Source organism: Streptomyces sp. NPDC048441, from assembly GCF_043200235.1.
GTDB lineage: Bacteria > Actinomycetota > Actinomycetes > Streptomycetales > Streptomycetaceae > Streptomyces.
Genome location: NZ_JBICXM010000001.1, coordinates 740,946 through 758,799, shown reverse-complemented (window position 1 = coordinate 758,799; position 17,854 = coordinate 740,946). Strand labels below are relative to the sequence as shown.

At 70.1% G+C, this 17,854-nt stretch carries 15 protein-coding genes; 9 read left to right on the top strand and 6 right to left on the bottom strand.

Annotated features, from left to right (window positions below; genetic code table 11):
* The first annotated feature begins 9 nt into the window (after positions 1 to 9).
* Positions 10 to 1,272: a beta-ketoacyl-ACP synthase II gene (gene fabF / locus ACGFSB_RS03340; protein WP_393393271.1), complete on the top strand. Its 1,263-nt coding sequence runs from the start codon at positions 10 to 12 to the stop codon at positions 1,270 to 1,272.
* Between the two features lie 95 nt (positions 1,273 to 1,367).
* Here fabF and ACGFSB_RS03335 read toward each other — a convergent pair whose 3' ends face one another.
* Positions 1,368 to 1,862, bottom strand: coding sequence for a DUF3145 domain-containing protein (locus ACGFSB_RS03335; protein ID WP_393393268.1), 495 nt, complete (start codon positions 1,860 to 1,862; stop codon positions 1,368 to 1,370).
* Between the two features lie 301 nt (positions 1,863 to 2,163).
* Here ACGFSB_RS03335 and ACGFSB_RS03330 point away from each other — a divergent pair, with 301 nt between their 5' ends.
* The gene (locus ACGFSB_RS03330) at positions 2,164 to 3,075 is read left to right on the top strand and encodes an SGNH/GDSL hydrolase family protein (protein WP_393393265.1); all 912 of its coding nucleotides are present in this window, start codon (positions 2,164 to 2,166) and stop codon (positions 3,073 to 3,075) included.
* A gap of 31 nt (positions 3,076 to 3,106) precedes the next feature.
* Positions 3,107 to 4,093, top strand: coding sequence for an aldose epimerase family protein (locus ACGFSB_RS03325; RefSeq protein ID WP_393393262.1), 987 nt, complete (start codon positions 3,107 to 3,109; stop codon positions 4,091 to 4,093).
* Between the two features lie 57 nt (positions 4,094 to 4,150).
* Here the strand turns inward: ACGFSB_RS03325 and ACGFSB_RS03320 are convergent, their stop codons facing one another.
* Positions 4,151 to 6,580: a glycoside hydrolase family 3 protein gene (locus ACGFSB_RS03320; RefSeq protein WP_393393259.1), complete on the bottom strand. Its 2,430-nt coding sequence runs from the start codon at positions 6,578 to 6,580 to the stop codon at positions 4,151 to 4,153.
* A 178-nt stretch (positions 6,581 to 6,758) separates the two neighbouring features.
* On the opposite strand from ACGFSB_RS03320, the gene ACGFSB_RS03315 reads away from it, so the two are divergent.
* A complete protein-coding gene (locus ACGFSB_RS03315; RefSeq protein WP_393393257.1) occupies positions 6,759 to 7,400 on the top strand; it encodes a TetR/AcrR family transcriptional regulator in 642 nt (213 codons plus the stop codon).
* On the opposite strand, the gene ACGFSB_RS03310 is transcribed toward ACGFSB_RS03315, so the two are convergent.
* Positions 7,388 to 8,254 carry an NAD(P)-dependent oxidoreductase gene (locus ACGFSB_RS03310; RefSeq protein ID WP_393393254.1) on the bottom strand — a complete coding sequence of 289 codons (867 nt, stop codon included), beginning with the start codon at positions 8,252 to 8,254 and terminating at the stop codon, positions 7,388 to 7,390. The genes ACGFSB_RS03315 and ACGFSB_RS03310 overlap by 13 nt on opposite strands.
* Positions 8,255 to 8,405: 151 nt before the next feature.
* Here ACGFSB_RS03310 and ACGFSB_RS03305 point away from each other — a divergent pair, with 151 nt between their 5' ends.
* Together ACGFSB_RS03305 and ACGFSB_RS03300 are read left to right on the top strand one after the other, a co-directional pair.
* Positions 8,406 to 9,527 (top strand): abortive phage infection protein, encoded by a 1,122-nt coding sequence (locus ACGFSB_RS03305; protein WP_393393251.1) that lies wholly within the window; start codon positions 8,406 to 8,408, stop codon positions 9,525 to 9,527.
* A 98-nt stretch (positions 9,528 to 9,625) separates the two neighbouring features.
* Positions 9,626 to 10,891, top strand: a complete 1,266-nt coding sequence (locus ACGFSB_RS03300) for a pyroglutamyl peptidase (protein ID WP_393393248.1) — start codon at positions 9,626 to 9,628, stop codon at positions 10,889 to 10,891.
* Here the strand turns inward: ACGFSB_RS03300 and ACGFSB_RS03295 are convergent.
* Positions 10,872 to 11,672 carry an EI24 domain-containing protein gene (locus tag ACGFSB_RS03295; protein ID WP_393393245.1) on the bottom strand — a complete coding sequence of 267 codons (801 nt, stop codon included), beginning with the start codon at positions 11,670 to 11,672 and terminating at the stop codon, positions 10,872 to 10,874. The genes ACGFSB_RS03300 and ACGFSB_RS03295 overlap by 20 nt on opposite strands.
* A 150-nt stretch (positions 11,673 to 11,822) precedes the next feature.
* On the opposite strand from ACGFSB_RS03295, the gene ACGFSB_RS03290 reads away from it, so the two are divergent.
* Together ACGFSB_RS03290 and ACGFSB_RS03285 are read left to right on the top strand one after the other, a co-directional pair.
* Positions 11,823 to 14,411, top strand: a complete 2,589-nt coding sequence (locus ACGFSB_RS03290) for a M14 family zinc carboxypeptidase (RefSeq protein ID WP_393393242.1) — start codon at positions 11,823 to 11,825, stop codon at positions 14,409 to 14,411.
* Positions 14,412 to 14,479: 68 nt separating this feature from the next.
* On the top strand, positions 14,480 to 15,637 hold the full coding sequence (locus tag ACGFSB_RS03285; protein WP_393393239.1) for a serine hydrolase domain-containing protein: 1,158 nt from the start codon (positions 14,480 to 14,482) through the stop codon (positions 15,635 to 15,637).
* 70 nt (positions 15,638 to 15,707) lie between these two features.
* On the opposite strand, the gene ACGFSB_RS03280 is transcribed toward ACGFSB_RS03285, so the two are convergent.
* The gene (locus ACGFSB_RS03280) at positions 15,708 to 16,136 is read right to left on the bottom strand and encodes an organic hydroperoxide resistance protein (RefSeq protein ID WP_393393236.1); all 429 of its coding nucleotides are present in this window, start codon (positions 16,134 to 16,136) and stop codon (positions 15,708 to 15,710) included.
* A 111-nt stretch (positions 16,137 to 16,247) separates the two neighbouring features.
* A complete protein-coding gene (locus ACGFSB_RS03275) occupies positions 16,248 to 17,291 on the bottom strand; it encodes an NADP-dependent oxidoreductase (protein WP_393393233.1) in 1,044 nt (347 codons plus the stop codon).
* A 97-nt stretch (positions 17,292 to 17,388) separates the two neighbouring features.
* Here ACGFSB_RS03275 and ACGFSB_RS03270 point away from each other — a divergent pair, with 97 nt between their 5' ends.
* A complete protein-coding gene (locus ACGFSB_RS03270; RefSeq protein ID WP_393393230.1) occupies positions 17,389 to 17,838 on the top strand; it encodes a MarR family winged helix-turn-helix transcriptional regulator in 450 nt (149 codons plus the stop codon).
* Positions 17,839 to 17,854 lie beyond the last annotated feature (16 nt).

Here is a 17,854-nt window from a genome sequence, read left to right as displayed (position 1 = left end):
AATTTTCCTGTGAACTCGACCAATCGCACCGTGGTCGTCACCGGTATCGGCGCAACCACACCGCTGGGTGGCGACGCAGCCTCGACCTGGGAAGGTCTGCTCGCGGGCCGCTCCGGTGTCCGTCTACTCGAACAGGACTGGGCTGCCGAGCTTCCGGTCCGCATCGCGGGCCAGATCGCGGTCGAGCCGGGCGAGGTCATTCCCCGTCCGCAGGCCCGCAAGCTGGACCGTTCGGCGCAGTTCGCGCTGATCGCGGCCAAGGAGGCCTGGGCCGACGCGGGTTACACCGCGAAGGCGGGCGAGGACACGTCGGTCGACCCCGACCGCCTCGGCGCGGTCATCGCCTCCGGCATCGGCGGCGTCACCACCCTGCTCGACCAGTACGACGTGCTCAAGGAGAAGGGCGTACGCCGCGTCTCCCCGCACACCGTGCCGATGCTGATGCCCAACTCCCCGTCGGCCAACGTCGGCATCGAGCTGGGCGCCCACGCGGGTGTGCACACCCCTGTGTCGGCCTGTGCATCGGGTGCAGAGGCCATCGGCTACGCGATCGAGATGATCCGCACCGGCCGCGCCGACGTCGTCGTCGCGGGTGGCACGGAGGCGGCGATCCACCCGCTGCCGATCGTCGCGTTCGGCAACATGATGGCGATGTCCAAGAACAACGACGACCCGGCGGGCGCCTCGCGCCCCTACGACGCCGACCGCAACGGCTTCGTGCTCGGCGAGGGCGCCGGCGTGATCATCCTCGAGTCCGAGGAGCACGCCAAGGCCCGCGGCGCGAAGATCTACGCGGAGGCCGTCGGCCAGGGCATCTCGGCCGACGCGCACCACATCACGCAGCCCGAGCCGTCCGGCAACGGCATCGCCGCGGCGCTGCAGAACCTCATCGACGGCACGGACCTCAAGCCCGCCGAGATCGTGCACGTGAACGCGCACGCGACCTCGACGCCGCAGGGTGACGTCGCCGAGATCAAGGCGCTGCGCAAGGCGTTCGGCGACGACGTCGACCACATGGCGATCTCCAGCACGAAGTCGATGACGGGCCACCTGCTCGGCGGCGCGGGCGGCGTGGAGACCGTGGCCACGGTCCTCGCGCTGAAGAACCGCCTCGCCCCGCCGACGATCAACATCGAGAACCTCGACCCCGAGGTCGACGCGGACATCATCCGCGACGAGCCCCGCGCGCTGCCCGAGGGCACGATCGCGGCGCTGAACGACTCGTTCGGCTTCGGCGGCCACAACGTGGTGCTCGCGTTCCGGAGCGTCTGAGCAGTCGGCTGTACGTAGCTCTGACGTGCACGCGAGGGGCCCCCACCGCATGGTGGGGCCCCTCGTCACATCCGCCGGAAGTGCGCGGAAGTACGTCAGACGACCTGGTGCAGCCACCGCACCGGCGCGCCCTCACCGGCGTACCTGAAGGGCTCGAGCTCGTCGTCCCAGGGTTTGCCGAGCAGTTTGGGGAGCTCGGCCTCCAGGTCGCTCTCGCCGCGCTGGGAGCGGGCCAGGGCGGCGCGCAGGCGGTCCTCCGGGATAAGGATGTCGCCGTGGATACCGGTGACGGCGTGAAAGATGCCGAGGTCAGGCGTGGCGCTGTACCGCTCGCCCTCGGCCGTGGGGCAGGGCTCCGACGTGACCTCGAAGCGCAGCAGCTGCCAGCCGCGCAGCGCGGACGCGAGTTTGGACGCGGTGCCCACCGAGCCCCGCCAGGAGAACTCGGATCTCCAGGTTCCGGGTGCAGCGGGCTGGCGGATCCAGTCGAGGTTGACGCGCGCGCCTAGTACGCCCGCGACTGCCCATTCGACGTGCGGACACAGCGCGCGCGGTGCGGAGTGCACGTACAGAACTCCACGTGTCGTCACCGGGACCTCCAGTGTGGGTCGAGGTTCGCCTTCCCCAGCGGCCTCGGGCCCGTGCCGAGCGTTGTTCCCCTGAATTCGGAAACTCCCGAATGAATTCGGAAACTCCCAAAAACGGGACAGATGTGACGTGATGTAATTTAGCGGAACCGGAACAGCAGAGTGCCACTGGGTGGCGAGGCTACCGTGCGGCGGCGCAAGGAGTGTGACGTACCGTCGGTCCCAAGGCCAGGAATCGCCCACCATTCACTCGCAGGAGCGCCTCGGCGCGCAACCGGCGTACGCCTACAGAGGGGAACCTGGGATGCGGAACCGAAGGCACCGCTCACGTGCCGTCGTCGCCACCGCGACGGCGGTTCTTCTCGGCGCCACCGCACTCACGGCGTGCGATGCCTCCGGTGGCGACTCCCCCGCGCCCAAAGGACCGTCGGCGCGCGACAAGCCCTCCCCCAAGCCCACCCCCACCTGGGACTCGACCCCGGACTCCCTCGCGGCCGTCGGCGACTCCATCACGCGCGGCTTCGACGCCTGCTCGGTGCTCGCCGACTGCCCCGAGGTGTCCTGGGCGACCGGCACGGACTCCGGGGTGCGCAGCCTGGCGACCCGCCTGCTCGGGAAGGAGCGGGCCGCCGAGCACAGTTGGAACTTCGCGAAGACCGGCGCCCGTATGGAGGATCTCCCCGAGCAGGTCGCGGAGGCCACGGCCAAGCGCCCCGAGCTGCTCACGGTGATGGCCGGCGCGAACGACGCCTGCCGCGATTCGGCGGAATCCATGACCCCGGTCGCCCGGTTCCGCGCCGACTTCGAGGAGTCCATGCGCACGCTGCGGCGCGAGCTTCCCAAGACGCAGGTGTACGTCACGTCCGTGCCGGATCTGAAGCGGCTCTGGTCGAAGGGGCGTACCAACCCGCTGGGCAAGCAGATCTGGAAGCTGGGCATCTGCTCCTCGATGCTGGCCGACCCGGACGCGCGGGACGCGTCGGCCACGGAGCGGCGGGCCACGGTGCAGAGCCGCGTGGTCGCGTACAACAAGGTGCTCAAGGACGTGTGCGCGAAGGATCTGCGCTGCCGGTACGACGGCGGGGCGGTCTTCGACTACCGCTTCGACGGCGACCAGTTGAGCCACTGGGACTGGTTCCACCCCAGCAAGGACGGCCAGTCGCGCCTCGCCGAGCTGGCTTACCGCCAGGTGAAGGCCAAGGATCCCAAGGCCTGAAGTCGCGCAGGCCCGGCGTAGGGTCGCGATCATGCGCAGTGAACTCTTCGGGAGTCTCCCCGACGGCACGCCCGTCCATCGCCTGACCCTGGAAAGGGGCGGGGCGCGGGTACGCGTCCTGACGTACGGCGGGATCATCCAGTCGGCGGAAGTTCCGAGCCGGTCGGGGCGCTGCGAGCCGGTGGCTCTCGGATTCGACGGCCTTCAGGGCTATCTCGACCATCCGGGGCCCTATCTCGGAGCACTCGTGGGCCGGTACGCGAACCGGATCGCGGGCGGTGAGTTCGTGCTCGACGGCCGTACGTACCGCCTGGCGCGGAACAACGGCTCCAACGCCCTGCACGGCGGCGCGGCCGGTTTCGACAAGCGGGTGTGGGACGCGGCGGAGGCCGAACACGGGGTGCGGCTCTCGCGGGTGAGCGCGGACGGCGAGGAGGGGTATCCCGGGCGGCTCGCGGTCTCGGCGACGTACACGCTGGACGAGAAGGGCGCACTGCGGATCGCGTACGAGGCGACGACCGACGCCCCGACGGTCGTGAACCTCACCAACCACACGTACTGGAACCTGGCGGGTGCGGGCAGCGGCAGCGCGCTCGGCCACGACCTGCGGATCGCGGCGGCGCGGATCACGCCGACGGACGGTGCGCAGATTCCCACGGGTGAGTACGAGGAGGTGGCGGGGACGCGGTTCGACTTCCGCAAGGCGCGGAGGGCCGGGCCCGGCTTCGACCACAACTACGTACTGGACAAGGGACGGACCGAGCTGCCGGTCGAGGTGGCGGAGATGTCGGACCCGGCGTCCGGCCGTGTACTGACCGTCTTGACGACGGAGCCGGGTCTTCAGCTGTACACGGCGGATCACTTTGAGGAGGGCCTTCCCTTCGCACCTGGCGATGGGATCGCTCTGGAGGCACAACACTTCCCCGACTCCCCCAACCGGCCGGAGTTTCCTGGGACGGTGCTGCGGCCGGGTGGGGTGTATCGGTCGGAGACGGTGTACGGGTTCTCTGTGCGGTGATCGACCTGCGGGCCCGTGGGGGGCGGGGCGCGCAGTTCCCCGCGCCCCTGCGGGGCGTCAGGCAGTGATCGTCTCGTTGAGGCGGATGTCCGCGATCGAGCGGCCTACCTGGATCTCGTACGAACCACCCTGGTGCGCCCAGGCGTTGGCGCCCTCGTCCCAGATCTCGAAAGCTCGGCGCGGGAGTTCGATCCGTGCCTCCACGCTCTCGCCCGGCGCGGCCTCGACGCCCGCGAAACCGGCCAGTCGGCGGTCCGGGGCCAGGTAGACCTGGATGACCTCGCGGCCCGTGCGCTGCCCGGAGTTGCGGACGCGGACCGTGGCCGTGGTGCCCTCCACGGTGAGGGACTCGTAGGTCCAGTCGGTGTAGCCGAGGCCGTGACCGAAGGCGTACGACGGAGAGGCACCGGTCTTCTCCCAGGCTCGGTAGCCGATGAACACGCCCTCGGTGTAGGAGAGTTCGCCATCGGTCGGAGTGACCTGGGTGACCGGCGCGTCCGCGAAGGCGCCCCATGTCGTGGGGAGTCGCCCTCCCGGCTCGCGCGCACCGAGCAGCACATCGGCGAGCGCCGCCCCGCCCTCCTGTCCGGGGAACCAGCTCAGGAGCACCGCCGCGACGTCCTCGCGCCACGGAAGCTCCACCGGAGAACCGGAGTTGACGACCACGACCGTACGGGGGTTGGCCGCCGCCACCGCCCGCACCAGGTCGTCCTGGCGCCCCGGAAGGCGCAGGTCCTGCCGGTCGAAGCCCTCGGACTCGACGCGCTCGGTGGTGGCGACGACCACGACCGCCGTGTCGGCGCCCCGTGCCGCGTCGACGGCCTCCGCGATCAGTTCGTCGGCGTCACGCTGCGGCTCCAGGTGGACGAAGGAGAACACGACGCCGGGCAGCGGAGCCTTGTACGCCTTGTCGAGCGGGTGGAGGAGGGAGACCTCGACCGTCTCGCCCGCTGCCAGACGGACCTTGGCGCGCTCGACCGGTGAGCCGAAGAACGCCTCGAAGGGGTCGGAGTCGGCGCCCATCGCCTCGGTCCCGTCGAAGACGACTTCGCCGCCGACGGTCAGCGTGAAGGCCCCCAGACCGCGCGTGCCGAACGCGTGCTCACCGCTCGTGCGCGGTGTGAACGTGCCGACGACCTCGATGGAGGCCATCGTCTCGTGGGTGACGCCGTCGGGCAGGTCGTCGCCGATCCACTGGACCTGGCCGGAGGGGAGATTGCCCTCGCCCAGGATGCCGTCGTCCGCGTCGCGGCAGATGGCACGCAGCTCGAACCCCTTGTCCGCGGGGGCGAGTTCATCGCTCGGGTCGGCGCCGACGGCGTACGTCAGGGCGTCCTCGCCGAGCGCGGTCGTGAGGCCGTCGAGCGGGGAGACCACATGGGCGGGGAAAACGGTGGCGGAGCCGCCGCCCAGGACGCGGGCGTCGCGCGCGGCGGCGCCGATGAGGGCGACGGACGCGGCGGGGTCGAGCGGCAGCACTTCGCTCTCGTTGCGGACGAGGACGAAGGCGCGGTGGGCGATCTCGCGGGCGAGCGCCTCGCCGTCGATCTCGGCCGGGACGTCGGTGACGACCGGCTCGGCACCCTCGAGGATGCCGACGCGGGCGGCGAGGCGCAGGACGCGCCGCACGGCGTCGTCGACCGTCGACTCCTTGACCCGGCCCGCGCGCACGGCATCGGCGAGCGGCCCGCCGTACACGGTCCGCGGCCCCGGCATCGCGACGTCGAGGCCGCCCTCGATGGCTCCGGTGGTCGAACGGGCGGCCATCCAGTCGGAGACGTTGTAGCCGTCGAAGCCCCATTCGCCCCGCAGGACCTCATTCACCAGGTAGCGGTGCTCGGTCATCGTCGAGCCGTTGACCTGGTTGTACGCGGTCATGATGCCCCAGGGGTGGGCGTTGGTGACGATCGCCTCGAAGGGCGCGAGGTACAGCTCGCGCAGGGTGCGCGCGCCGATCACGTTGTCGACGGTGAAGCGGTCGGTCTCGGCGTCGTTCGCGACGAAGTGCTTGACGGTCGTGCCGACACCGCCCGACTGCACGCCCTGGACGTAGCCGGTGCCAATGACGCCGGTCAGATACGGGTCTTCGCTGTACGCCTCGAAGTGCCGGCCGCCGAGCGGCGAGCGGTGCAGATTGACGGTGGGCGCGAGGAGGACGTGCACGCCCTTGCGGCGGGCCTCCTGGGCGAGGAGGGCGCCCGCGCGGCGGGCGAGGTCCTGGTCCCAGGTGGCGGCGAGCGCGGTCGGTGACGGCAGGGCGATGGACGGGTCGTCGGCGGTCCAGCGGGTGCCGCGCACGCCGATCGGGCCGTCCGACATCACGAGGGACTTCAGACCGATCTCGGGCAGCGCGTGCAGCGACCACATGTCGCGCCCGCCGAGCAGTCGGGCCTTGGCGTCCAGCTCCAGCGCGGCGAGCGCGGCCTCGACGACCACCTCGCGCGCCTGGTCGGCCTGGGTGGCTCCGGGGCCCTGGGTTCCCGCCATGGCGGTACCTCCTCGTTGAAGTCAGGTCAGTTCCGTACGTCGTTCCGTACGTCGGCCTCTCCATCCTGCCTCGCCTACCTGTAGGTCGGTAGGTTTCGTAACCTGGACGTTATATTGATATCGGCATGACGTACGGTCGTCACGCGAGCAGGACCGAGAAGGTGAAGGGGCAGACACGATGGCGCCCAAGGCCAGAGCCACGAGCAGCACCACGCCCAGACCCACGCCCAGGGCCACATCCAGGGCCAGAAGCGAGGAGCGGCGGGCGGAGATCCTCCGGGCCGCCCTGGAGGTGATAGCCGAGCGCGGCTACCGGGGCGCGAGCCTGGCCGCCGTCGCCGAGCGCGTCGGGCTCACCCAGCAGGGCCTGCTGCACCACTTCCCCACGAAGGAAGCCCTCCTCGTCGCCGTCCTGGAGGCCCGCGACCAGTGGGACGCGGTGCCTGGCAACGAGATCCGCCTCGATCTGCTCGGCTCGCTCGTCGAGTACAACGTGATGCGCCCCGGCATCATCCAGACCTTCTCCGCCCTGCTCGGCGAGAGCGTCACGGACGGGCATCCGGCGCGGGAGTACTTCACCGAGCGGTACGGATCGGTGCGGGAGAAGTTCGCGGCGGTCCTGCGCGCCGAGTACGGGGAGCGGCTCCCCGGCGGGCTCACACCGGAGGCGGCGGCGCCGCTCCTCGTCGCGGTGATGGACGGGCTCCAGTACCAGTGGCTCCTGGACCCCGAATCCGTGGACATGGCGGGGGCGTTCAGGGACTTTCTGGGGCTGCTGGGGGCGGGAGCGAGGGCGGAAGTGAGTGATCAGGACGTCTGAACGTCCCGGCCCCCGGCCCGGATGTGGTCGACCGCTCGCGCGATGTCCTCGTGGACGACGGCCGGGTCGGCGGCGGCCGCTTCGTAGTGCGCCAATACGGCTTCCATGGCCGGGAGCCGAGTGACTTCCGTCGCCAGCGCCACGTCCTTGACGGCGAGGTCACTGCCGAAGTGCACATCCGTGGCGAACGCACGGCCCACCGCGCCCCCGAGCGGCCCCGCGGCAAGCGCCCCCTTCGCGGTCTCCTCGTCGAGGCCGAGCGCGTCGGCCAGTCTCATCGCCTCGGCGACCAGGGCCACGCCCCCGATGACGGCGGTGTTGACGACCAGCTTCAGCGCGGCGCCCGAGCCGAGCGGGCCGGTACGGGTCACCGGTCCGAAGCAGGCCAGGACGTGCGCGACCCCGTCCGCCTCGCCTCCCGCGAGGATGCCGAGCTGCCCCGATGCGGCCTTGTCCGTGCTGCCCATGACGGGCGCGTCGACGAGGGTCACGCCGTCCGGCACCCTCGCCGCCAACTCCCGTACGACATCGGGCCCGACGGTGGACATCTCCACCCAGTGCACCCCGGCCGACAGCTCCGGCACGATGGCGTCGGCGACAGAGCGCACCGCGTCCGGCCCCGCCAGCATGGTGATGACGACATCGGCGTCACGCACGGCGTCCGCGGGGTCGGTGGCGAGCCGAGCCCCCGCCCCCACCAGCGGCTCCGCCTTCTCGGCTGTCCGGTTCCATACCGTCAACGGATGCCCCGCGGCGATGAGTTGGCGAGCCATGGGCGCGCCCATGTGCCCCAGTCCAAGAAACGCGATCTTCTCCATGTGACCGACGCTAAGACGGCTACGCGCGCTACTCAAGTCGCATCGCGGGGCGGGGCGCCTCTACCAAGGTCACCACGCCGTAGACCAATGGCGGACGAGACGACGCGCCCCCGTTGCCGAGACTGGGCCTGACCGTACGCGACGTACGGACGGGCAGGACGGGCAAGACGGACACAAGGGAGGCACCGTGCCGAGGGACGGGATCAACCGGGCGCAGTTTCTGGCGGGAGCGGGGGCCGTGGGCGCCGCGGCGGCGGCAGGGGGACTGCTGGGGACGGCACCGGCCTCCGCGACACCCTCCCGATCGCGGGGCCTTACCTATCGAGGCGTCTGCTACGAGGTGGGCGCGGGGGAAACACCCGCCACCGGCTGGAACGCGGGCCGGATGCGCGAAGACATGTGCGCGATCGGGGACCGGCTGCACGCCACCACCGTCTCCGTCTTCGGTGACGGCGTCGAACGGCTCGGCGCCACCGCGACGGAGGCCGCCGAACGGGGACTGCACGTCTGGCTCCAGCCGCGCCTGGCCGACCGCCCCGAGCGGGAGATCCTCGACCACCTCGCGGAAACGGGACGGCACGCCGAGCGGCTGCGGCGGCAGGGCGCTGCGGTCCATCTGAGCGTGGGCTGCGAGTTCGTGCTCTTTGTCCCGGGGATCGTGCCGGGCGACAGTGCGGTGGAGCGGATCGAGAACATCACCAAGGGGAACTACGACCCGGTTCTGATGCAGCGGCGCCTGAAGCGGTTCATCGGGCGGGCGGCGGCGGTCGGCAGGTCCGTCTTCGGGGGCAGGCTGACGTACGGGGCGGCGGAGGGCGACGAGGTCGACTGGCGCCTGTTCGACATCGTGAGCGTCAACTACTACGCGTACCACCGCAGTCGGGCAGCCTACGTCCGTGACCTGACGCCCTATCGGCGCTGGGGCAAGCCGGTGGCGATCACCGAGTTCGGCACGTGTACGTTCCGGGGCGCGCCGGAGCAGGGCGGCATGGGGTGGGACGTCGTCGACTACACCAAGGACCCGCCAGAGATCAAAGGCGGTCTTGTCCGCAGTGAGCGGACCCAGGCGTCGTACATCACCGACGTACTGGACGTCTTCGAGTCGATGAACCTCTACTCGGCGACGCTGTACAACTTCGTCAGCCCCGACGCCCCGCACAGGCCTGAGCCGCGCCACGACCTCGACATGGCGAGCTACAGCATCGTGAAGACCATCCAGGAGGGGTCGTCGGGTGGCTGGCACTGGGAGCCGAAGCAGGCGTTCCACGCGGTGGCCGAGCGGTACGGACGGGCAGCGCGGGATTCATGACGGCCGCGGATCACGCTGCCGTGGACCGTTAGCCCCTATCGGTGCCCGCCTCTCTGCCGGGATACTGCGGCAACCCCACCGGCCACGGAAGGACTCCCGTGTCACGCAAGCTCGCACTCGGCATCACCCTCCTGCTCTCCCTCGCCGCGGCGCCCGCGTCGGCGACCGCATCGGCGACCGACGCCCCTACAGGCACCGCCGAGGAGCAGCGCCTCGACCGGGCAGCCCCGCAGGAGATCCTGCGCCGCAGCGGGTTCGACGCCGTGGCCCCGGAGTTCGCGCGGGCGCTCGGCCGGGCGCACTCGTACGGCGAGGCCGAGCGCGTCGTCGAACGACAGGGTTCCGCACTGTGGCAGCGTGCCGTCGACCGTGCGCAGGGGCGGGGGGCCGTGAACGCGAAGGCCGGGGACCTGAGCCGGGACGACGACCGGCCCTTGTACTGGGCCAGGATCGCGATGACGCGGGAGCTCCGGCAGTGGGAGCCGACCGGCTTCGGGGTGAGTGATACTCGGCACAGCCGTCTCATACGGGTGTTGGAGTCCACCTCGCGCGGGCACGACTCCATCCGCTACCCGAAGTCGGACCCCGCGGGCCACCGCCTCAAGCGGATCCTCGTCACGGGCTTCGACCCCTTCACGCTCGACCGGGACACCCGCATCAGCAACCCCTCCGGGGCCACCGCTCTGGCACTCGACGGCACCGTCATCGACACCGCCGACGGCCCCGCCCGCGTCGAGACCACCGTCTTCCCCGTCCGCTGGGACGACTTCGCGGAGGGGACGGTCGAGCGCACCCTGCGCGCCCACCTCCCCCGCGTCGACCTCTTCACCACCATCAGCCAGGGCCGCGCGGGACGCTTCGACATCGAGCGGACCAACGGGGCCTGGCGCGGCGGCTTCCCCGACAACGAGAACCTCTCGCGTACGGAGACCGTCCCGGTGACCGACCCGGCCTCGCAGCCGCAGTGGACGTCGACGACCCTCCCGTACAAGGAGATCGTGAGCGCCGAGACCGGCCGCTTCCCCGTGTACGACAACACGAAGGTGACCGAGATCCCGGCCGGCCAGACCGCTCCTGTGGTCCGGCCCGACGGTCCTACCGACGGTTCCACGGCCCGCGAGGGCGGCGGCGGGAACTACCTGTCGAACGAGATCGCCTACCGGGCGACGCTCCTACGCGACCGGCTCGGCCTGCACGACCGGCTGCCGGGAGGCCATGTGCACACGCCGATCCTGGAGTTCGGCGCGGGCAACACCGACCCGGCGACGGGAGAGATCACCGATCCCGAGTTCGTGCGCAACCGGCTCGACATCATCGCGCAGGTGCGGCAGATACTGACGACCGCTATGAACGCCCGCCCGTAGTAGCAGCAGCAGCAGCAGCCGGATCGTCCGTCCCGGCCCCGCTCTCCTCCCCGACCAGCTCCCGCGCCATCAGCGTCGCCCCGGCCACCGCTCCCGGCATCAGGAACACCGCGACGAACGGGATCAGGAAAGCGACGGCGAGCGGGGTGCCGAAGCCCCAGGCCAGCAGCTTGCGGCCGCGCAACAGTGTGAGCCGGTCACGGAGTTCCACGCCGCGGCGCTGGAGCGCGACCGCCGTCAGCTCCTCGACCAGGAAGAAGCCCGTCACGCAGAAGCCGATCACCGGGACCGCGGTCTGGCCGATGACCGGGATGAAGCCGAGGGCGAAGAGCAGGATGCCCCAGACCGCGGCCCGTACGAGAATGCGGAGGCTGTCACGTGCCGAGATCAGCAGTTCGCGCCAGAGCGGCAGGCCCGACTCGGGGGCGTATCCGGCGACGGAGATGTCGACCTTCTCCGAAAGGGACTCGTAGAAGGGCTGACCCACCAGGAGCGTCACCGCCGTGAAGGTGATCACCGACAGGAGGAGCGCGAGGGCGAAGAGCAGCGCCGTGAGGAAGCCGCGGAACAGGCCGGGCCACGGCGTCGACCAGTCGTCCGCGAAGGGCGTCGCCCAGCCGACGAAGTCGGTGCCCCAGAGCGCGAGCCCGGTGAGCGCGGCCGCGTAGAGAAACAGGGTGATCAGGCCGGGCAACAGGCCGACTCCATACTGCTTGCCGTGCTGGGCGACCCAGCGCTGGCCCTTCAACAAGTAGCCGAAGCCCCGTCCTAGATCACGCATGGGGCACACCTTATCCGCCGGTGTAGGGGTCCAAGGCGGGACGGTAGGCGGGGCGCGCGACAGGGTGGGGCGTGTGGGGCTCAAGGCCCTCTTGTTGTACGGGTGTTGAAACGGTAGACCACGCGTACCGACTCATCTACGGAGGTACGCATGGGCATATCCCGGCCGTCCAGACCCATTCTGCTCACGACGCTCGCCTCGGCGGGCGCTCTCGTCCTCACCACGCTCGTCCCGGGCAGCGCGACCGCGGACCCGAGTCCGCGCGGCCACGACATCCGCCGTGAGGGCTCGCCCCTGAGTTCCACGGAGCGCGCCGCCAAGACCCCCGAGAGCGCTGCGGACCGGGCGCTCGGATCCGCCGGCAGCCCCGGCCTCACGGACCTCACGGACCCGAAGAACCGCGGCTACCCCCGCGAACAGAAGCTGACCCCGCCTCCCGCCAATCCAGCCGACAAGTCGATAAAACTGGGCCTGGCGCCCTATCACTCCCTGGCCCCCACGCTGAATGACATCCAGGGCATCGGCGACCGCGTCAGCGTGGAGATCGCGGGCCGTTCGGCGGGTGGCCACCAGCTCTACCTGGTGACCGTCACCGCCCCCGAGTCGGCCAAGGAGACGGCACGCCAGGAGCGTATGCGCGAACTCATCGAGCACGCGCCGGGCGCCGCGGCCAAGGACCCGGCGGTCAAGTCCTCGTACAAGACGCCGGTCTTCGTCAACAACAACATCCACGGCAACGAGTGGGAGGGCACGGACGCCGCCCTGAAGCTCATCACGAAGCTCGCGAAGGCCAAGGACGGCGATACGGGCGACCTCCTCGCCCACAACCGCCTCTACTTCAACGTCACGGCCAACCCCGACGGCCGCATCGCGGGCACTCGTGAGAACGCCAACGGCTTCGACCTCAACCGTGACTTCATCACCGCGTCACAGCCCGAGGTCCGCGCGATGCGGCAGATCGCCATCGACAAGCAGCCCGCGGTCATGATCGACCTGCACGGGTACGTCAACGGCACCCTCATCGAGCCGACGACTCCCCCGCACGGCGAGAACTACGAGTACGACCTCTTCCTCAAGAACTCCTACGCCAACGCCCTCGGCATGGAAGCCGCGGTCAACGGCCTCGGCTACACGCCCGAGAAGGACGGCGTCGAACCCGCCGTCATCCCCTTCCGCGACCAGGAAGAGGGCTGGGACGACTGGCCGCCGATCTTCACACCGCAGTACATGCCGTTCCACGGCGCGGTCGCCGCGCACACCATCGAGTTCCCGATGACGGTCAACAACGACGAGTACGACGATCTGCCCGTGGCCGAGCTGCGGAGGCGGTCCGCGATCAACGTGGACATCGCGGGGGCGGCGATGTCCGCCACGCTCAAGTACACGCAGGAGCACCGGACTTCGGTGATCGCCGATCAGATCGAGATGTTCCGGCGGGGCACGGCGGGTGCGAAGCAGGTGCCGGTGTCGCCGGAGACCGTGCCGGGGGTGCCGGGTATCGGCCCGGAGGACGTCTACACGACTGACTTTCCTCGCGCGTACGTGATTCCGCGGGGGAAGGGGCAGCGTTCGGCCGCGGCGGCCTCACGTCTTGTGGGGCATCTGCTCGACAATGATGTGGAAGTGCGGCGTGCGACAAGGGACTTCAGGCTGGGCAAGACCTCGTACGCCAAGGGTTCGTACGTCATCGACATGCGTCAGGCCAAGCGCGGGATCGCCAATGTGATGCTCGCGGACGGGCGGGACATCAGCGACAAGGTGTCCACCATGTACGACATCTCGGGGTGGAGCCTCGGGCGGTTGTGGGGCGCGACGGTGGACTCGGTGAAGGAGAGCTCGCCGGCCGGGGTTCGCTCGCACGTCGTGGATGCCGCCTCGCGCGTCGGGTACGTCGCGCCGCGTGGAGATCTTCGGTTGCGGCTCGATGATGCGCGGGAGGTTGCCGCGCTCAACTGGGTTCTGGAGAAGGGCGTTTCCGTTCGTCGGGCTGATGACGGCAGCGTGATTCTGCCGTCGGAGGCGCGAGGGGCGGCGGTCGTCGCGGCGAGGAAGTATGACGTCGCCTTCGAGGCGACCAGGGCGAAGGGTGGAGCAGTCGTCCACCGCACGCGGGTGGCGGCGGCCGCCACTCCCGGCGAGCTGTTCGCTCTGCGGGAGATGAACTTTGATGTGGTGCCGGTTTCGACGGCTGCCCTCAACGCCGGTTTCGACTGGAAGAAGTCGGGAGCCGATGTGTTGTTCGTGTCGGCCGGGCTTTCCTATGGCGAGCTGAACTCCGGGGCGCGGGGCGGGCTCGACGAGTTCCTCGCCGGTGGAGGCGGGCTTGTCGGGCGTGGCGCGGAGGGGGCCGCGCTGAACTCCGACGCGAAGTTGCTTTCCGTCGCGGCGGTCGCTGGGAACGGGGATGCGAATGGGGTGGTGCGGGTCGTCAATTCCGGCGGGCCCGTCACTGGGGGCGCCATCGCGCACTCCTTCGTGTACGCGCCCATGTGGTTCACGAAGCTGGGGAGTGGGGTGCGGATCGAGCAGTCCTATGGGGCTGGGAATCCGCTCCTGTCGGGGCACTGGCGTCCCGTGGACGGTGCGGGTGGCCCTTCGGACGCCGCGGGTCAGGCTTCTGTCGTCAGTGGGGCTGCCGCGGGGGCCCGTGTGGTCCTCTTCGGGACCGAGCCGCTGTTCCGTGACCACCCCAAGGGGGTGTTTCCGCAGGTGGGGCGGGCGTTGTTGAGTGTGAGCTGAGGTCCGGGCGAGATCGGGGAAGAAAACCGCTCCCACCCGCAGTTGCGAGGGACAGGAGGACTGAACACATGACCCGTGAAATCAAGGTGCAAGGCACCACCGCGGCCGGATACGAGGCCGTCAGGGACGAGTTCACCGCCGTACTCTCCGGCGAGAAGCCCGACCATGCCTCTCAACTCGTCGCCTACGTAAGGGGAGAGCAGGTCGTCGACCTGTGGGTGGGGCCGGACACTGACGGCGAGACGCTGTTCGGGGTCTACTCGTCCACGAAGGGCGCCGCCCACCTCACCATGGCCCTGCTCGTCCAGGACGGAATTCTCGACCTGGATCGCGAAGTGGCTGACTACTGGCCAGAGTTCGCCGCCGAGGGCAAGGGAGACATCACCCTCCGGACGCTCCTCTCGCACCGCGCGGGCATCATCGGCTCCGACACCGGCTTCACTCCGGAGGAGATCGCCGACGACCACGCCATCGCCACCCGCCTCGCGACCCAGCGCCCCTACTGGCGCCCCGGCACCGCCTTCGGCTACCACGCGTTGTCCATCGGCGCGCTGGCCGGTGAGGTCGTCCTGCGGGTCACCGGGCGGACACTGCAGGATGTGTACGAGGAGCGCGTCCGCGCACCGTACGGTCTGGACTTCTACCTCGGGCTCCCGGAAGCACTGGAGCCCCGCTTCCGTTCCGTACTGCCGATGATGCCGTCCCCCGAGGAGCGTGCCTTCCTCGACGCGCAGCCCCCGCAGCCGGGCAGCCTGCCGTCCATCGCCTTCAACCGCAACGGCGCGCAGCCCACCGACCTCGAGTCGCTCCCCAACTCCCGCCTGGTGCGCGCCAAGAGCCCCGCGTCCGCCGGTGGTGTCGCGTCCGCGCGCGGTCTCGCCGGGATGTACGCGGCGGCGGTCGGGGGTCTTGACGGGCGGGAGCCGCTCCTGAAGGCGAACACCGTGGCCGAGTTCGGGCAGATCCATTCCAACGGGTTCGACCTGGTCACGCGGGCCCACAGATCGTTCGGGGTGGGGTTCCAGAACGTCGCGGAGGCCTGGTACCCGTTCCTCGGCGCGGGGTCCATCGGGCACAGGGGCGCGGGCGGCTCGCAGGCGTTCGCCGACCCTCGCAGCGGGCTCGCCTACGGGTACACGCGGCGCCGCTTCCCCTCACTCGGCGGACCGGCCCCGGAGGACGAGCGCCTGGTGCGGGCCATCCACACGGCGGCACTCACCCGCTGACCGGCATGGCGGAGGGCCGCACCCCTGTTCCGGGGTGCGGCCCTCCGTCACGTGGCCGTGGAGGAGACGGTCAGGCGACCGAGAGCTCCACCTTGATGTTGCCGCGCGTCGCGCTCGAGTAGGGGCACACCTGGTGCGCCTTCTCGATGAGGGACTGCGCGGTGGCCGCGTCCACGTTCGGGATGGTGGCGCTGATCGCGACGTCGAGGCCGAAGCCGCCGGCCTCGTTCTGGCCGATGCCGACCTTGGCGGTCACGGTCGAGCCGGAGATGTCGGCGTTCTCCTTGCGGGCGACGACGCCGAGCGCGCCCTGGAAGCAGGCGCTGTAGCCGGCCGCGAAGAGCTGCTCGGGGTTGGTGCCTTCGCCGCTGCCGCCCATCTCCTTCGGCGGGTTGACGACGACGTCGAGCTTGCCGTCATCGGTGGCGACACGGCCGTCACGGCCGTTCTCGGCGGTGGCGACGGCGGTGTACTTGACGGCTATCTGCTGGATGGACATAAGTGCCTGTTCCTCCTGAGATGTGCCGCTCTGCGCGCCCACAGTCGCGGCAATGTGGAATCACATTATCGGATGCCGGAAGATCGGCACCGTCCCGCCTCAGGTGAGCGATCAGGCCAGGGAAACGATCATCTTTCCCGTGTTCTCGCCACGCAACATGCCGAGGAACGCCTCGACGCCGTTCTCGACGCCCTCGACGAACGTCTCGTTGTACTTGAGCTCGCCGGAGCGGATCCACTGGGCGACCTCGGACACGAACTGCGGCTGCAACGCCTCGTGGTCCCCGACCAGCACGCCCTGGAGACGCAGACGCTTGCCGATGATCATTGCCATGTTGCGCGGACCCGGCGTCGGCTCGGTGTCGTTGTAGCCCGCGATCATGCCGCAGATGGTGGCGCGGCCGTGCACGTTCATGCGGCTGATGGCCGCTTCGAGGTGCTCTCCGCCGACGTTGTCGAAGTAGACGTCGATGCCGTCGGGGGCCGCCTCCTTCAGCTGCTCCACGACCGGGCGCGGGTCCTTGTAGTTGAACGCGGCGTCGAAGCCGTACTCCTCCACGAGGAGCTTCACCTTCTCGTCCGAGCCCGCCGAGCCGACGACGCGCGAGGCGCCCTTGAGCCTGGCCAGCTGGCCGACCTGGGAGCCGACCGCGCCCGCGGCGCCGGAGACGAAGACCGAGTCGCCCTCCTTGAAGGAGGCGACCTCGAAGAGGCCCGCGTACGCGGTCAGGCCCGTCATGCCGAGCACACCCAGGTACGCCGAGAGCGGCACGGACTGCCCGTCCACCTTGATGGCGTGCTTGGCCGGTACGGTCGCGTACTCGCGCCAGCCCGCGAAGTGCAGGACGTGGTCGCCCACCGCGAGGCCTTCGGCGTTCGACGCGACGACCTCGCCGACCGCACCGCCCTGCATGGGCTCGTCCAGCTGGAACGGCGGGGTGTACGACTTCACGTCGTTCATCCGGCCCCGCATGTACGGGTCCACGGAGAAGTGCAGGTTGCGGACCAGGACCTGGCCGTCGGCCGGGGCGGTGACGGGGGCCTCGCGCAGCGCGAAGTCCTCCGGGACCGGCCAGCCGTGCGGGCGGCGGACGAGGTGCCATTCGCGGCTGACGGCGGGGAGCTCGGACCGGTCGGACTCGGGGGTGACGGACATGCGGGGCGTCCTCCTACTTCACGAAATGCTTCATGTTCTGAAACAACCATGCTCCTACATGTTTGATGATGTCAAGTATCGGGGTAACCTGGAGAGCATGGCCACCACCAGCTCCCGCACCCCGCGCACCGACCCCCTGACACTCGAAGTCGTGGAGCTGATCGGCACGGTCGTCGCGCGTTATTACGAGGAGTACGACGCCGCGGCGGGCAAGCACGCCCTCACCGGGGCACAGGCACGCGTCCTCGGGCTGCTGTCCCTCGAGCCCCTGCCCATGCGCCGCATAGCCCAGAAGCTGAAGTGCGAGCCGTCGAACATCACGGGGATCGTCGACCGGCTGGAGGCGCGCGGCCTCGTCGAGCGGCGGCCCGACCCGGCCGACCGCCGCGTGAAGCTCGCGGCCCCGACGGGCGAAGGCCTGACGGTCGCCCGCAGCCTGCGCGACTCACTGGACTTCGCGCGGGAGCCGCTGGCAGAGCTCTCCCACGAGGAGCGGCTCTCGCTGCGCGGGCTGCTGCGGAGGATGATCGGCGAGGACGCGGACTGACCATCCGCGGCCCTGC

What these genes read in the sequence shown, in the direction of transcription:
- ACGFSB_RS03290 (WP_393393242.1), top strand. Translation starts at nt 11,823, where the DNA reads ATGGGCATATCCCGGCCGTCCAGACCCATTCTGCTCACGACGCTCGCC.
- ACGFSB_RS03270 (WP_393393230.1), top strand. Translation starts at nt 17,389, where the DNA reads ATGGCCACCACCAGCTCCCGCACCCCGCGCACCGACCCCCTGACACTC.
- ACGFSB_RS03315 (WP_393393257.1), top strand. Translation starts at nt 6,759, where the DNA reads ATGGCGCCCAAGGCCAGAGCCACGAGCAGCACCACGCCCAGACCCACG.
- ACGFSB_RS03275 (WP_393393233.1), bottom strand. Translation starts at nt 17,291, where the DNA reads ATGTCCGTCACCCCCGAGTCCGACCGGTCCGAGCTCCCCGCCGTCAGC.
- ACGFSB_RS03295 (WP_393393245.1), bottom strand. Translation starts at nt 11,672, where the DNA reads ATGCGTGATCTAGGACGGGGCTTCGGCTACTTGTTGAAGGGCCAGCGC.
- ACGFSB_RS03320 (WP_393393259.1), bottom strand. Translation starts at nt 6,580, where the DNA reads ATGGCGGGAACCCAGGGCCCCGGAGCCACCCAGGCCGACCAGGCGCGC.
- ACGFSB_RS03330 (WP_393393265.1), top strand. Translation starts at nt 2,164, where the DNA reads ATGCGGAACCGAAGGCACCGCTCACGTGCCGTCGTCGCCACCGCGACG.
- ACGFSB_RS03325 (WP_393393262.1), top strand. Translation starts at nt 3,107, where the DNA reads ATGCGCAGTGAACTCTTCGGGAGTCTCCCCGACGGCACGCCCGTCCAT.
- ACGFSB_RS03285 (WP_393393239.1), top strand. Translation starts at nt 14,480, where the DNA reads ATGACCCGTGAAATCAAGGTGCAAGGCACCACCGCGGCCGGATACGAG.
- ACGFSB_RS03280 (WP_393393236.1), bottom strand. Translation starts at nt 16,136, where the DNA reads ATGTCCATCCAGCAGATAGCCGTCAAGTACACCGCCGTCGCCACCGCC.